Here is a 14,110-nt window from a genome sequence, read left to right as displayed (position 1 = left end):
GCCCCGCCGGTGCCAGATCATCTCGACCGCGCCCAACCCGAACGGGAGGAGCGCGAGGGTGCGGGCGATCAGGCGCCACATCGAGCGGACGACGGAAGGCGGCCGGTCCCGGTCATCGAGCGTCCGGACCCCCACCGCCCTCTGTCCGAGCGTCTGTCCCCGGGTGCCGGACCACCCGAGCACGAAGTACAGGACGGGGATCGCCATGACAGGGAGGTCCACCATCAGGAACCCGATCAGGGAGTCCAGGGGCCAGGCCGGGTCGGTCGGGAGCAGCGGGGGGGTCAGCGTCCAGTAGGCCTGGTCGAGTGCGCCTCCCACGACGAACCCGAGGACAGCGACCACCACCACGTCCAGCGCGAAGGCGGCTGCGCGCTGCCCGAACGAGGCCGGGGTCACGCCGGGCCCCCCAGCGTGCGGAGGAGCTCGAGCGCGGCCTCCAACGTCCGGACCCCTCGAACGTCCAGCCCCTCACGCTGCGCCTCTCTCCGGACGATCTCGGGCACGACGAAGAGCTGGGCGCGCGCCTTCGCGACGGAGACCGCCTTCGACCCGACGCCCCCGACCGGCCGGGCCGCCCCCCGTTCGTCGATCTCGCCCGTCGCCGCGATCCTCCGTCCGCCCGCGAGCTCGGCGGGCTGCAGGGCGTCCGCGATCGCGAGGGCGTAGGCGAGCCCGGCCGAGGGTCCGAGATCCTCGCCCGTCCGCCGGAACCGGATCCGGAACGGGAGATCGACGGTCACGTTGCGCGTGGCCACCTCGGCACCGATCCGAGGCAGCTGCTCGGGATCTCCGGGGTAGGTGTCCGGCTCGATCTCGACCCCCGTGCGGCGTCCGTCCCGCATGACCGCGAGCGCGACCCTGCCCTTCGAGGAGGACAGCGCGGCGACGAGCTCCGGGGCGGTGGTGACCGGACGTCCCCCCGCGGCGACGATCACGTCCCCCGGGGTCAGCTCGTCCCCGGCCGGGCCGTACGGGTCGACCCACAGGACGGTCACCCCCGACCCGCTCACGCGCGCCTCCAACCCCACCGCGCGGGCGGCGGCCGCGGCCGCGAGCTCCTGGCTGAGGCGGAAGTCCGCGGCTCCCTCCGACTCGACGTCCTCGTAGGCGGCGGGGTCGAAAGGCTCGAGCGCCCGGTCGGGGTGGAAGAGCGCGACGATCGCCCCGAAGGCGTTCGTCCCCTCCGCCCAGACCGAGGTGGACAGGTACTCGCCCCGGATCGGGTACGTCTGGACCCCGTCGATCGTGAAGTCGTCGCTGACGACCTCCGTCGGTCCGGGGGACAGGACCAGGTAGGGGACGGGGACGAGGAACCCGGCCGTGAGGAGGGTCAGGGTGACGAGGACGCTCCGTACGACCCAGAGGATGCGGCGGCTCGGCCGGCCGCTCTGGGTGCTCCCCCCGTCCTCCACGGGAAGCAGTGTACGGCGCCTAGGTGCGCCCGGCTCCCATGAGGTAGGTGTCGAGCTCGGCCACCCTCTGGGTGTCCTCGTAGACCGTGTAGTAGGTGATCATCCCCCACCGGGCGTGCCCGTAGATCACGCCTGTGTTCTCGTACACGATCCGGCCGTCGGCGTCCCTCAGGTGGTCGGTGAAGTGCAGCACGATGACAGTCCGCCAGGGCCAGCCGCCGATCACGATCTCGTCGACGTCCAGCTGCAGACCCACTTCGTGGAAGCGTCGCAGCCAAGGCTCGACGGCTTGCCTGCCGCGCAGATCGGCCGACCAGGAGCTGCGGCCCGGGAAGACGAAGTGGACGTCGCGCGCGTACGTGCGCAGGACCCCCCGGACGTCGCCGGCCTGGTGGCTGCGTATCGCCCGCCGGACGAGGGCCCGCGCCAGGAGCCTGTACATCAGGCCGACCGGACGGCCACCGGACCCTGGACCCGCCTGAGCCGCTCGGCCACCATCCGCATCACCCCGCGTCGGATGGTCGGGCAGCGGTCGAGCAGGGTCGAGAACTCCAGGGCGCTCAGGGTCAACAGGCGCATAGGTGTCTGCGCGCGCACGGTAGCCGAGCGGGGGAGCCGGTCCAGGAGCGCCATCTCCCCCACGATCTGTCCCGGGCCGAGCGTGGCCACCTCGACCCCATCGACCTCCACGGAGGCGCGGCCGGACAGGACGATGAACCCCTCCCGGCCCGGGTCGTCCTCCCTCATCAGGACGTAGCCCTGGGCGACGTCCACCTCGGTGCCGAGCGAGGTGAGCTCCCGGAGCTCGCTCGGCGAGCCCGACAGCAGCGGCACGGAGCGCAGCCTCGCCGTGTAGGGATCTATGTTCCTCATCGCTCTCCTCCTCGGTCGCGCTTCCGGGCCTGGCCGATCGCGGCTCGGACCGCGTCCACCACCACCTCGCCCGCCTTCAGCACTGGCTCCGTCGACCGCATCGCACGGGCGAGCACGAAGGAGCCCTCGAGTGCGGCGATCATCTGGATCGAGAGGTCGCGCGCCTTCTCCCGCGGGACCCCCGCGGCGGCGAGCTTGTCCGCTCCCGCCTCGATCCACCCCCGGAAGACCTCCTCCGTCGCCTCCCGGACCCTCTCGTTCGTGCTGGCGACGTCGAGGGCGACCGCGGCGATCGGACACGCGTCCGCGTAGCCGGTCTCCTCGAGCAGGGCGGCCGCACCGACGAAGCAGTCGCGCACCCCCGATGCGACATCGGGGGCGGCGTCGACGATCCCCTCCAGGAGCTGCTGGTACATGCGGCCGGAGGCCCTGATCACCTCGGCTCCCAGCTGCTCCTTGCCCTCGGGGAAGAAGTGGTAGAGGGAGCCGAACGGTGCGTTGGCCGCGGCGACGATCTGCTTCAGTCCCGTCCCGGTGTAGCCCTGCCGGCGGAAGAGCTCCGCCGAGGCCTCCACGATCCTCTCCTTCGTCCCGTGCATGCGCATAGCGTATCACTTTCTAGAGCGTTCTATCTAGTAGGTTGCGATCTGGAACGCCGGACCCGGTGGCGGTACGGTTCGAGGGTGGCGAGCGACGAGGCGGGGGCCCGGGAGCAGTTCCCGGTCGAGCTGATCCTGCTCCGGCAGGTGGCGAGCTCACTCGCCATGCCCATCTTCATAGTCGACATCTCCGGCAACCTGCTCTTCTACAACGAGCCGGCCGAGCAGATGCTCGGACACCGCTACGACGAGACCGGCGAGATGCCGCTCGAGGAGTGGTCGACGATGTTCCTCCCCACCGATGCGGCGGGCAGCCCGCTCCCGGCCGACGATCTCCCTCTCGTGAAGGCGATCCGCGACCGGCTCCCCGCCCACGGCGGCTTCTGGATCACCGGCATGGACGGCCGGCGCCGTCAGCTGTCCGTGACCGCCCTGCCCCTCATCGGGATGGCGGACCGGCACCTCGGGTCCATGGCCATCTTCTGGGAGGCGGAGGGGTGAAGGTCACCCTGTGGGGGACCCGCGGCTCCCTGCCCACCCCCGGCTCCCGGACGACGCGCTACGGCGGGAACACCTCGTGCGTCGAGGTCCGGACATCCCCACGGTCCACGATCGTGCTCGACGCCGGGACGGGCATCCGCGACCTCGGAGCCGCCCTCGACCGGGATCTCGAACGCGTGGACATCCTCCTCACCCACCTGCACATGGACCACATCATCGGCCTCGGGTTCTTCGAGCCGCTCTTCCGCCCCGGCCTCGAGGTGCACCTATGGGGACCCGCGTCCGCCATCTCCGACCTGCGGGGGAGGCTGTCGCGCTACCTGTCCCCTCCGCTCTTCCCGGTCGGCCTGCGGGACATCCCCAGCCGCCTGACCCTCCACGACCTCCCGATCGGGACCTTCGAGGTACCGGGAGCCGAGGTCACGTCCGACCTCGTCTGTCACCCCGGTCCGACCCTGGGGCTGCGGCTGACCGACGGGAGGCGGTCCCTGGCCTACATGCCCGATCACGAGCCGGCCCTGGGCGTCCCGGACTTCCCGTCCGCGGCCAGGTGGACGTCCGGCTACGCGCTCGCCGCCGATGTGGACCTGCTCGTCCACGACGCCCAGTACTTCGACGACGAGTACCCCCGTCACGTGGGGTGGGGCCATAGCGCCGTGTCCCACGCGGTCGCGTTCGCGGAGCTGGCCCGGGCCCGGATGCTCGTCGCCTTCCATCACGACCCCGGACACGACGACGAGGCGCTCGACCGCGCCTACTCGGACATCCCCGCCGACCGGGTCGTCCCGGCGCGGGAGCGGGAGACCTTCGACCTGCTCGCCGTCTGATCAGCGGGGCGCCGGTCCGCCGCGGGGGCGACCGACATACGCTGAACGCATGTGCGCCCCTCCATCCGGGCTCTCGCGTCGTGCGTTCATCGTCGGGGTGTCCGCCGTGGTCCTCGCGTCCCGCACGCGGTCCTATGCGCAGGAGGGTTCGGGGGTCAGGCCGCGCGACCGGTGGAGCGAGGGACTGGAGCCGACCGGACCCCTCGAGGCGGAGCGGCCGGAGGACGTCCGGTTTTTGCTGGTCCACCACACGGCGACGACGAACGAGTACGCACCCCACCACGTCCCCGGACAGCTCCGCGCGATCTACCGCTTCCACACCGGCGAACGCGGCTGGCCGGACGTCGCCTACAACTTCTTCGTCGACCGGTACGGGGTCGTGTGGGAGGGACGGCAGGGGAGCCTCGAGAGGCCCATGAAGGGGGACGCGACCGGTGGGAGCCAGGGGTTCGCGATCCTGTGCAGCTTCCTCGGTGACCACGGGTCCATCCCGCCCACCCCGGCGGCGCGCGACGCGATGGTGGGGCTGCTGGCCGACCTCGCCGCGCGCTACTCCATAGACCCCCGTCCGGGAGCCACGACCCGGTTCGTGTCCCGGGGGTCCAGCCGGTGGCCCGCCGGACACGACGTCACCGCGGCGACGATCGCCGGACACCGGGACATGTCCGTCACCGCGTGTCCCGGCGAGGCGGGGTACCGCCTGGTCCGCGACGAGCTCCCCCGGCTGGTGTCCGAGCGTCTGGGAGCCGCGGCTCCCGTCGCCACCGACGCCCCCCGGTCGCCGGCTCCCACCGCTGCGCCCCGGACCGAGGAGGCGGCTGCGACGCCGGACCCGCCCGTCGAGACGGCGGGTCCTTCCCCGGCGCCACCGGCCGCCCGGCCCCCGTCGCGACCGCCCGACACGGCCCGTCCGGTCCCGGCGGCCGCGGGAGCCGTGGGGGTCGCGGCGGCCGCCGCCGCCGCGGCAGCGCTGAGACGGCGACAGACGTAAGGACCGAACGGAGCGGACCGGCGGCGACGGTGGCTATCCGCGCAGCGTCCTGCGGAGGAGCTCCGCGAGCAGCGCCGCGCGCGGTGCCATCGAGTCCACCTCGATCCACTCGCCCTCGGCGTGGGCGCCGTCCCCGACCGCTCCGAGTCCGTCGAGCGTCGGCACGCCGAGGGCGGCGGTGAAGTTGCCGTCGGACGCCCCGCCGACCTCGGCTCCCGTGAGCTCGGGCATCCCGAGCTCGGCCGCCGCCGTGCGCGCGAGCGCGAACAGCTCGGCCGAACGCGACGCCTCGAGCGGGGGCCGGAACGGCTCCGCCTCGACCGTCACCTCGGCTCCCACGAGCACGGGGGTCACGCTGCGGACGGCGTCGTCCACGCGACGCATCTCATCCGTCGTCCAGGCCCGCACGTCGACGGCGAGCTCGCCGGCGGCAGGCACCGTGTTCATCGCCGTGCCCGCCGAGGCGAGGGTGGGAGTGACGGTCGTGCCCGCCTCGGCCCGGCCTAGTGCGGCTATCGCCACCGCCTGGTGCGCGAGCTCCACGAGCGCGTTCACCCCCTTCTCCGGCTCGAGCCCGGCGTGCGCGGCGCGTCCCGTCGTTCGGACCCGGTAGGTGGCGATCCCCTTCCGCGCCACCTTCAGCGCCCCGTGGTGGCTGGGCTCGCAGACGAGGACGGCTCCCACGCTCCTCGCCGCCTCCTCGATGAGCCCGCGGGAGGTGGGCGCCCCGACCTCTTCGTCCGAGGTGAACAGGATCCGGATGCCGGAAGGGTCCTGCAGGGAGGCGATCGCGAACAGGGCCTGCACGATGCCCGCCTTCATGTCGAAGACGCCGGGTCCGGACGCGCGGCCGCCCTGCACCGAGAACGGCCACCGGTCCACGGTCCCCAACGGCCAGACGGTGTCGAGGTGTCCGAGCACGAGGACGCGTGGTTCGCCGTCCGCGCTCCACCGGACGTGAGGACGGCCGTCCGAGGCGACGATGTCCGGACGGGAGCCGAGCACCCGCTCACCCACTTCGCACAGGACCTCCGCGCACGCGTGGAGGGAGGGGAGGTCCGACGAGGGCGACTCGGTGTCCACGAGGAGGCGCAGGGCGTCCAGCATCTCGCCGGTGCGCGATCGGAGCGGGTCCAGGGGTGCGGGCATCCGACTACGATGGGTCCTCGTTCGCGGGTCGACGAGGTAGACAGTGGCGACGGAACGCCGCGCAGGCAAGTCCAGGCGCTCGACGGGTGCTCGTCCGGACGACGTCGCCCCGTCGCCCCCCACCCTCGCCCGCGTCATCGAGAACCTGGGGCCGGAGGTCGTGGAGCTCCTGGCCGCCCCCCACGGGCTGGACGTGCCGGTGGCCGAGATCGTGATCCACGACCCAGTGGGCGGTACACCGGTGGCGGCCAACGACCTGGTGCTCGGGGTCGGCGCCGGACCCGGCCTCGACCGGGCCACGTCGGTCGTCCTCGAGGGAGCCGAGTGCGGCGCCTCGGCGGTGGCGTTGAAGCTGGACGAGCATGCGTCCGGACCGCTGACCGAGATCGCGAACGAGTCGGGGGTGGCGCTGCTGAGGGTGCCGCCCGAGCTGCGATGGGACCAGCTCTACACGCTGATCAGGACGTCGATCGCGTCGAGCGGCGAGCCCGCTGCCGGGGCGGTCGGCGCCGTGCCCGTCGGGGACCTGTTCGCCCTCGCCAACGCCGTCGCGGCGATGGTCGGCGGACCGGTGACGATCGAGGATCCCCAGTCGCGCGTCCTGGCCTACTCGAGCCTCGACGAACCCGTCGACGAGCCGCGCCGCCAGACCATCCTCGGCCGGCGGATCCCCGAGCCCTGGATGAAGCGGATCCGCCAGGCAGGCGTGTTCGAGCGGATGTGGAGCACCGACGAGGTCGTCCGCTTCGACGGGTGGGAGAGCGAGGGGCTGCGTCCGCGGATAGTCACCGCCGTGCGCGCGGGAGGCGAGGTGCTGGGCTCGATATGGGTGCAGGAGGGCTCGCGCCCGCTCACGGCGTCGGACGAGGCGGCCTTGCGGGAGGCGTCGAGGATCGCCGCTCTGCACCTGATCCGCCATCGGACGGGCCGCGACATCGAGCGCCGCATGCGGGGAGACGCGCTGCGTTCCATCCTCGAGGGCCGCGGACCCGTCGACGTCGTCGCCTCCCGCCTCTCCCTCCCCGTCGGCGGCTGCTACACGGTGGTCGCGTTCGAGTCGGACTCGGCCGACGAGGCGGACACCGCCGTCCGGACGGAGCGCCTCACCGACATCGTCTCCCTCTACAGCGAGGCGTTCGACCGTCGCGCGGTGGCGGCGACCATCGGCCGGACCGTCTACGGGCTGCTGCCGTCGGGGGAGAGCACCGGCCGCACCCGCCTCGTCGGGGTGGCCAACGAGGCGGTCACCCGGGCGCGCACGACCTTGAAGGTGGGGGTCCGGGCCGGGGTCGGGTCGACCGTGAACGACCTGCGGTCCGTGCCTCACTCCCGGTGGGAGGCCGACCAGATCCTGCGCGTGCTCGCTGCCGGCCACCCGTGCGAGGTCGGCGATATAGAGGACCTGCGTCCGCACACCATCCTCGTCGAGCTCCGGGACATGGCTTCGGACCGCCCGCATCTCCGCCTGGGGAAGGTGGGCGTGCTCGTCGAGCACGACCGGGTGCACGGAACCGATTACGTGGCGACGCTCCGCGCCTACCTCGACTCGTTCGGCGACATCCCCGCCGCGTCCGCCCGGATAGGGGTCCATCCGAACACCTTCCGGTACCGGATCCGGAGGCTGGCCGAGCTGTCCCGGCTCTCGCTCGACGAGCCCGAGGAGCGCCTGGTGGCCGAGCTCCAGCTCAGGCTGCTCTGACCGCGCGTCACGGCGCGACGAACTCGGTGCGCGTCGTGACGTCGTCCAGCGCATCGCGCAGCACGTCCACCCCGATCCCCGGCCCCCGCGGCACCCTCAGCCGGCCCTCACGCAGCTCGAACGGCGGCGTGATGTCGGCGTGGTAGTAGCGGTCCGACGCCGACGTGTCCCCCGGCAGCGTGAAGTTCGGCAGCGCGGCGAGGGCCACGTTGGCGGCGCGTCCGATCCCCGTCTCGAGCATGCCTCCGCACCAGACGGGCAGACCGTGTGACGCGCAGACGTCGTGCACCCTCCGCGCCTCCAGGTAGCCCCCGACCCGCCCGGGCTTTATGTTCACGATCGAGCAGGCACCCAGGGCGATGGCGTCGGCGGCCGCGCGCGCCGAGGTGATCGACTCGTCCAGGCAGATGGGGGTCCGGACCACCCGCGCGAGCTCGGCGTGCGCCCGCATCTCGTCCTCGGGGAGGGGCTGCTCGATGAGGATCAGGTCGTAGGGGTCGAGTCGGGCCAGGTGGCGCGCGTCGGCGAGCGTGTAGGCGGCGTTCGCATCGACCTGGAGCAGGACGCCGGGCCAAGTCTCGCGGACCGCCCGGACCGGTTCGACGTCCCACCCCGGCTCGATCTTCAGCTTTATCCGCATGTACCCGGCCTCGAGGTAGCCGGAGACGGCAGCCAGCAGCGCGTCGATCGAATCCATGATCCCCACGGACACGCCCGAGTCGACCTCGGTCCGGACCGCGCCCAGGTGTGCGGCGAACGACACCCCGTGCGCCTTCAGCTCGGCGTCGAGGACGGCCATCTCGAGGGCGGCCTTCGCCATCGGGTGGCCGCGCACGGGAGCCAGGCGCACCGCTACGTCGGACGCCGTCAGGTCGTCGACGCTCAGGAGCCTGGGGATCATGTGGTGGCGCATCACGTGCTCGGCTCCCTCCACGTACTCCGAGGAGTACAGCGGCTCCGACATCGCCACGCACTCGCCCCAGCCTTCGGCGTCGGGGGTGTCGGCCCGCACGAGCAGCACGTCGCGGGAGGTCTGGGTGCCGAACGAGGTGCGGAACGGGGAGACGAGGGGGAGGGTGATCCGCCGGAGCTCGAACCCGTTGACCTTCATAGCCGCTCCAGCACGTAGTGCCCGTCGCGCGTGAACCCGGTCACCTCGTACCCCTCGCTGAGCGCGGTCCCGAGCGTCACGCGCAGGGCCTTGCGCCAGGCGAGGGCGGTCTCGAGGTCGGTCTCCCGCAGCTTCACGATGTCGTCCGGCGTCGCGCACAGCAGGACCGGCGCCTGGTCGCCGGTCAGCACCGGTCCACCGTCCCGCTCGGCGAGGAAGACGGCGGCTCCGCGGTCCATCAGGTCGCCGGTTTCCGCGGCCGCGACCCTCCCGTCGCTCGCTTCGATCGTCCGCGGGGAGCCGAGGTCCCACGAGACGAGCATCCGGTCGCTCTCGTCTCCCGCGTTCACCCCGTCGTGCATCACCCCGTAGAAGGTCGAGTAGTAGGCGGTGGGCATCGCCCCGAGCTTGTTCACGTTGAAGTAGGCGTTGCGGCGGACGAGGGGGTCGAAGGTCCACTGCATCTCGGTGATCCCCCGGTCGAGCGTCCAGGCCCGCTGATGCTGCTTGATGGCGAAGCCGACGCTGCGTCCCTGGACCTCGGGCGCCACGCCCACGATGTGGGAGTGGAGGATCACCCTGCGGTCGTGCATCCCCATGAACCCGACCCCGCCCCCACCATGTCGCCGTTGGTGAACGCTCCCACGACGTAGTTGCCGGCGTGCCCCAGCGCCCGGAGCAGCTCACTCGAGATCATCTCCTCGGCCGCCCAGATGACGGAGAAGAGGCGCGCGAGCTCCTGGAGCTCCCCGAGCTCCGTCAGGGTCTTGATCTTGATCCCGGCGGTGGCCTCCGCCGTGCCGAGCGTGCGTGCGGCGTGCGCGCGGAGGGTGGCCGGGTCGGGCATCGTCTGCATGTGACGCCAGTGTCGTCCGGGAGCGGAGGCCGGTCATCGTGGCGGGTGACAAGGCTGCCCGGACGCGTTCGTCCACCCGGATGATCGCTCGGCGCCCCGGCCGCGGCGCAGTCTTTGGGCCCCGGCACCAACCTCCGTGGTGCGGGCTGGCGCTCCCGACGATGACGCCGACGGCCGCGGCGTGGAGAGTGTGGACATGCCTGACGAGTCGTCCCTGCGCGAGCGGCTGTCCGAGCTGATCGCCGAGCACGAGGTCCCGGGAGCCGCGATCGGGGTCCTGCACCGAGGGCAGCTGACCCAGGCGGCGGCCGGCGTGGTCAACCGCAACACGGGGGTCGAGGCCACCACCGACACCGTCTTCCAGATCGGGTCGATGACGAAGTCGTGGACCGCCACCGTGGTGATGATGCTCGCCGACGAGGGGCTCGTCTCCCTCGACGAGCCGGTGAAGACCTACCTCCCGGACTTCCGCGTCGCCGATCCGGACGTGACGGAGAAGGTCACCCTGCGCCACCTCCTGGCCCACACGAGCGGCATCGACGGAGACCACTTCCCCGACTGCGGACGGGGCGACGACTGCCTCGAGCGCTACGTCCAGACGTGCGCGGACCTGAAGCAGACCCACCCCTTCGGGGCGACCATGTCCTACTGCAACACCGGGTACTCCGTGGCCGGCCGCGTCATCGAGGTCGTCACGGGAAGCGTGTGGGACCAGGTGATGCGCGAGCGGCTGTACGTCCCCCTCGGGCTCACCCAGACCGGGACGCTCCCGGAGGAGGCGCTCCTGCACCTCACGGCCGTCGGGCACGTGCGCCCCAAACCGAGCCAGCCCCCGCAGGTGGCCCCGGTATGGATGCTCCCGCGGGGGTGCGGTCCGATGGGCCTCGTGAACTCGACCGTCCGTGACGCGCTCGAGTTCGCGCGGCTGCACCTCGACGGGGGCCGGGGGCTGCTGTCCGAGGCGTCGGTCCGGACGATGCAGGAGCCCCAGGTGGAGGTCCCGGACCCGTACACGCTCGGCTCCCACTGGGGGGTCGGGTGGATCCTGTTCGACTGGGACGGACGCCGCCTGTACGGCCACGACGGGAACACCATCGGGCAGGCCGCCTTCCTGCGGGTGCTGCCCGACGAGCAGCTGGCCGTATGCCTGCTCACGAACGGCGGTGACGCCGCGGCCGTGTACCGGAAGCTGTACTCCGAGATCCTGACCGAGCTGGCGGGGGTCAGGGTCCCGCCCTACCCCGTGCGCCCCGAGACCCCGCTGGGGCTCGACCTGTCCCGCTACGAGGGATCGTTCGAGCGCCTGTCGGTCCGGGTCGACCTCGAGGCCGGTGACGGCGGCCTGGACGCGACGATCACGTTGAGCGGCCCCATCGCCGCGATGGTGCCCGAGCCCGTCTCGAGGGCGAAGCTCACGCCGGTGGACGAGACCACCTTCCTCATCAGCCGGGAGGGAGCCGCGGACGCGACCCCGGTCGTCTTCTACGGGTTCGAGGAGGGGACGCCGCGGTACCTGCACATGGGGGCCCGCGCTCACCCCAGGGTCTGAGGAGGACGGATGCCGACGCGCAAGCAGATCGACCGCGGGCTCGAGACGTTCGTGGCCGCGGAGCTCGAGCGGACGGGGGTCCCGGGGGTCGCGGTCGGCGTGTTGCACAAGGGGAAGCGGCACATCGCCGGGTTCGGGGTCACCAACATCGACCACCCGCTCGACGTGACGCCTCAGACCCTCTTCCAGATCGGTTCGACCACGAAGACGTACACGGCGACCGCGGTGATGAAGCTCGTCGAGCAGGGCGAGCTCGACCTCGGCGTACCCGTGAAGCGCTACCTGCCCGACCTGCGGCTCAAGCACAAGCAGACGGAGCATCGGGTCACGATGAAGCACCTGCTCACCCACACGGGAGGCTGGATCGGCGACCACTTCCCGGCTTCCGGGCGCGGTGAGGACGCGCTGGCGTCGGTCGTCGCGACGATGGCCAAGGTGCGCCAGCTCACGCCGCTCGGGGAGGTGTGGTCCTACAACAACTCCGGGTTCTACATCGCCGGCCGGGTGCTCGAGGAGGTGGTGGGGAAACCGTACGAGGAGGTCATCAACGAGCTCCTGCTCCGCCCGCTGGGGATGACGAGCTCCTTCTGGTTCGCGGAGGAGGTCCTCCCCAGACGGACGGCGGTCGGGCACATAGCCGACGGGAAGCGTCACCGCGTGGCGTACCCGTGGGCGCTCGGGAGGTCCTCCGGCCCGGCCGGCGGGCTCATCTCGGACGTGGGGGACCAGCTGACCTGGGCGGAGTTCCACATGGGGGACGGCCGGGCTCCCGACGGCAAGCGGGTCCTGCGCCAGCGCACCCTGCGGTACATGCAGCAGGCCCACGCGCCCGCCGGCAACATCGCCGACCACGTGGGGATCTCGTGGCTGTTGCGCGACCTCGGGGGCGCCCGTCTGGTCGCCCACGGCGGCACGACCAACGGCCAGCTCTCGGCGTTCGTGATGGTGCCCGAGCACGGATTCGCGGTGACCGTCCTGACGAACTCCACGCGCGGCGGGGAGGTCCACCGCAACATCGTCAACCGGGCCCTGGCCGACCACCTGGGCGTGAAGGCGGAGCCTCCGCCCAGGATCCGGGTCCCCCAGGAGGAGCTCGAGGCCTACGCGGGCACCTACCGCATCGAGTCGAGCGGGATGACGTTCGACGTCTCCGTGCGCAGCGGAGGGCTCGTCGTGCAGCTGCCGACGCCGCCGCCGGACCCGTCCGGACGGAAGCTGCCCGCCCCCAAGCCGATCCCGATGCACCTGGTCGCCCCGGACTGCGCCGTGGCGTCGGGCGGTTACCTGAAGGGGACCCGGGTCGAGTTCATCCGCGGGCGGGGGGGACGCGTCGAGTGGATCCGCCTGGGCGCCCGCATCCACCGCAAGGTCGACCCGGCCCGCGGGGAGCGGAAGGCGAAGGCGGGCACGGCGCGTGGCTGACCGGCTCGACCTGGACGAGCTACGGGAGCTCGTCGCCAAGGAGCTCGAGCGCTGGCGGGCGCCCGGTCTCGAGCTCGCGGTCGTCCTGGACGGCGAGGTGGTGACCGCCGAGGGGTTCGGCCTGCGCGACCTGGCGGCCGGGCTCCCGGTCACCCCCCACACGCTCTTCCACCACGGGTCCACGGGTAAGGCGTTCACGTCGTTCCTCGTCGGGACGCTGGTCGACGAGGGCCTGCTGGGATGGGACCGTCCGGTCCGCGAGTACATCCCCGACCTCGCGTTCGGCGACGAGGCGATCGGGAGCCGGGTGACGGTCCGGGACCTGCTGTCGCACCGCAGCGGGCTCCCTCGGCACGAGTGGGTGTGGCTGGCCAACCCCGGCTGGCCGCGGTCCGAGCTCGTCCGCAGGCTCCGGCACCTCGAGATGAGCCGCGACCTGCGTCAGTCCTTCCAGTACTCAAACCTCGGGTACGTGGCCGCGGGGTACCTGGCCGGGCAGGTAGCCGGGTCCGACTGGGAGACGTCGATGGACGAGCGTGTCTTCGCGCCGCTCGGCATGTCCCGCACCCTCACCTCGGTCGAGCGGGCCAGATCCTCCGACGACTTCGCCCGTCCCTATGCGCTCGTGGACGGGGAGGTCCGCGCGCTGCCGTACCGGCCGAGCGACCCGATCGCCCCGGCCGGTCAGGTGCTCAGCTGTGCGCAGGACATGGCCCGCTGGCTCCTCTGCCACACGACGGACGGATCGGGCGCCATCTCGCCGGGCGCGCTGCGGGAGATGCACACGGTCCAGATGGGGACCGGGCCCGCCCTGGACAACCCGTCCATGCCGCACATCCGGTTCCACGGGTACGGGCTGGGCTGGGTCGTCGGCACCTACCGGGGCCAGGACTGGGTCTTCCACAACGGCGCGATGGACGGGTTCCGGACGGAGATGGCGGTGCTGCCCTCCGTCCGAGCCGGGGTGGTCGTCTGCGCCAACTTCACGCACACGTCCGGGCTCCCGTTCGCGCTCCTGCAGCACGTGATGGACCGGATCCTCGCGCTCGAGCCCGGCCCGTGGCTCGACGAGGCGTTCGAACGCGACGCCCGGATGAGGGAGGCCGAACAGGGCACGG

16 protein-coding genes are annotated in these 14,110 nt (G+C 72.2%); 7 read left to right on the top strand and 9 right to left on the bottom strand.

The features are described 5' to 3' along the window. The 5 genes from VM840_08070 to VM840_08050 all read right to left on the bottom strand — a co-directional run. Window positions 1-399: RDD family protein (locus VM840_08070; protein HVL81531.1), on the bottom strand; the 399-nt coding region annotated here is incomplete at its 3' end. Beyond that, entirely contained in the window at window positions 396-1,415 is a 1,020-nt protein-coding gene (locus VM840_08065; GenBank protein HVL81530.1) for a PDZ domain-containing protein, read from the bottom strand. The genes VM840_08070 and VM840_08065, both read right to left, overlap by 4 nt. A gap of 19 nt (window positions 1,416-1,434) precedes the next feature. Then, window positions 1,435-1,857: a hypothetical protein gene (locus tag VM840_08060; GenBank protein ID HVL81529.1), complete on the bottom strand. Its 423-nt coding sequence runs from the start codon at window positions 1,855-1,857 to the stop codon at window positions 1,435-1,437. Next, window positions 1,857-2,288 carry a cyclic nucleotide-binding domain-containing protein gene (locus VM840_08055; GenBank protein ID HVL81528.1) on the bottom strand — a complete coding sequence of 144 codons (432 nt, stop codon included), beginning with the start codon at window positions 2,286-2,288 and terminating at the stop codon, window positions 1,857-1,859. The genes VM840_08060 and VM840_08055 overlap by 1 nt, the downstream gene beginning before the upstream one ends. Beyond that, window positions 2,285-2,887, bottom strand: coding sequence for a TetR/AcrR family transcriptional regulator (locus VM840_08050; protein ID HVL81527.1), 603 nt, complete (start codon window positions 2,885-2,887; stop codon window positions 2,285-2,287). The genes VM840_08055 and VM840_08050 overlap by 4 nt, the downstream gene beginning before the upstream one ends. Before the next feature lie 84 nt (window positions 2,888-2,971). On the opposite strand from VM840_08050, the gene VM840_08045 reads away from it, so the two are divergent. Genes VM840_08045 through VM840_08035 form a run of 3 tightly spaced genes read left to right on the top strand, consistent with a single transcriptional unit; the run spans window position 2,972 to window position 5,206 of the window. After that, window positions 2,972-3,388 carry a PAS domain-containing protein gene (locus tag VM840_08045; protein ID HVL81526.1) on the top strand — a complete coding sequence of 139 codons (417 nt, stop codon included), beginning with the start codon at window positions 2,972-2,974 and terminating at the stop codon, window positions 3,386-3,388. Further along, a complete protein-coding gene (locus tag VM840_08040; protein ID HVL81525.1) occupies window positions 3,385-4,215 on the top strand; it encodes an MBL fold metallo-hydrolase in 831 nt (276 codons plus the stop codon). Before VM840_08045 ends, VM840_08040 begins: the two co-directional genes overlap by 4 nt. A gap of 49 nt (window positions 4,216-4,264) precedes the next feature. Further along, entirely contained in the window at window positions 4,265-5,206 is a 942-nt protein-coding gene (locus tag VM840_08035; protein ID HVL81524.1) for an N-acetylmuramoyl-L-alanine amidase, read from the top strand. 33 nt (window positions 5,207-5,239) lie between these two features. On the opposite strand, the gene VM840_08030 is transcribed toward VM840_08035, so the two are convergent. Further along, on the bottom strand, window positions 5,240-6,355 hold the full coding sequence (locus VM840_08030; GenBank protein ID HVL81523.1) for a M20 family metallopeptidase: 1,116 nt from the start codon (window positions 6,353-6,355) through the stop codon (window positions 5,240-5,242). Window positions 6,356-6,398: 43 nt separating this feature from the next. Here VM840_08030 and VM840_08025 point away from each other — a divergent pair, with 43 nt between their 5' ends. Beyond that, a complete protein-coding gene (locus tag VM840_08025; protein ID HVL81522.1) occupies window positions 6,399-8,054 on the top strand; it encodes a helix-turn-helix domain-containing protein in 1,656 nt (551 codons plus the stop codon). A gap of 7 nt (window positions 8,055-8,061) precedes the next feature. Here the strand turns inward: VM840_08025 and menC are convergent, their stop codons facing one another. The 3 genes from menC to VM840_08010 are packed head-to-tail and all read right to left on the bottom strand — an operon-like array spanning window position 8,062 to window position 10,021. Then, entirely contained in the window at window positions 8,062-9,165 is a 1,104-nt protein-coding gene (gene menC / locus VM840_08020) for an o-succinylbenzoate synthase (protein HVL81521.1), read from the bottom strand. After that, window positions 9,162-9,758, bottom strand: coding sequence for a GNAT family N-acetyltransferase (locus VM840_08015; GenBank protein HVL81520.1), 597 nt, complete (start codon window positions 9,756-9,758; stop codon window positions 9,162-9,164). Before VM840_08015 ends, menC begins: the two co-directional genes overlap by 4 nt. After that, window positions 9,740-10,021, bottom strand: a complete 282-nt coding sequence (locus VM840_08010) for a hypothetical protein (protein HVL81519.1) — start codon at window positions 10,019-10,021, stop codon at window positions 9,740-9,742. Before VM840_08010 ends, VM840_08015 begins: the two co-directional genes overlap by 19 nt. Window positions 10,022-10,217: 196 nt before the next feature. Here VM840_08010 and VM840_08005 point away from each other — a divergent pair, with 196 nt between their 5' ends. From VM840_08005 to VM840_07995, 3 genes are all read left to right on the top strand, one after another. After that, window positions 10,218-11,570: a serine hydrolase domain-containing protein gene (locus VM840_08005; GenBank protein ID HVL81518.1), complete on the top strand. Its 1,353-nt coding sequence runs from the start codon at window positions 10,218-10,220 to the stop codon at window positions 11,568-11,570. Window positions 11,571-11,579: 9 nt separating this feature from the next. Beyond that, complete coding sequence (locus tag VM840_08000) at window positions 11,580-12,992, top strand: serine hydrolase domain-containing protein (protein HVL81517.1); 1,413 nt, start codon at window positions 11,580-11,582, stop codon at window positions 12,990-12,992. After that, on the top strand, window positions 12,985-14,110 hold a 1,126-nt coding region (locus VM840_07995), incomplete at its 3' end, for a serine hydrolase domain-containing protein (protein HVL81516.1). The genes VM840_08000 and VM840_07995, both read left to right, overlap by 8 nt.

Source organism: Actinomycetota bacterium (genome assembly GCA_035540895.1).
GTDB lineage: Bacteria > Actinomycetota > JAICYB01 > JAICYB01 > JAICYB01 > DATLFR01.
Note: the sequence above shows the minus strand (reverse complement) of the source record. Positions and strands in the feature narration are given on the sequence as shown.

Coding starts and splice junctions, on each gene's coding strand:
- VM840_08060 (HVL81529.1), bottom strand. CDS start 1,857: ATGTACAGGCTCCTGGCGCGGGCCCTCGTCCGGCGGGCGATACGCAGC.
- VM840_08055 (HVL81528.1), bottom strand. CDS start 2,288: ATGAGGAACATAGATCCCTACACGGCGAGGCTGCGCTCCGTGCCGCTG.
- VM840_08050 (HVL81527.1), bottom strand. CDS start 2,887: ATGCACGGGACGAAGGAGAGGATCGTGGAGGCCTCGGCGGAGCTCTTC.
- VM840_08035 (HVL81524.1), top strand. CDS start 4,265: ATGTGCGCCCCTCCATCCGGGCTCTCGCGTCGTGCGTTCATCGTCGGG.
- VM840_08030 (HVL81523.1), bottom strand. CDS start 6,355: ATGCCCGCACCCCTGGACCCGCTCCGATCGCGCACCGGCGAGATGCTG.
- menC (HVL81521.1), bottom strand. CDS start 9,165: ATGAAGGTCAACGGGTTCGAGCTCCGGCGGATCACCCTCCCCCTCGTC.
- VM840_08015 (HVL81520.1), bottom strand. CDS start 9,758: ATGCACGACCGCAGGGTGATCCTCCACTCCCACATCGTGGGCGTGGCG.
- VM840_08010 (HVL81519.1), bottom strand. CDS start 10,021: ATGCAGACGATGCCCGACCCGGCCACCCTCCGCGCGCACGCCGCACGC.
- VM840_08005 (HVL81518.1), top strand. CDS start 10,218: ATGCCTGACGAGTCGTCCCTGCGCGAGCGGCTGTCCGAGCTGATCGCC.
- VM840_08000 (HVL81517.1), top strand. CDS start 11,580: ATGCCGACGCGCAAGCAGATCGACCGCGGGCTCGAGACGTTCGTGGCC.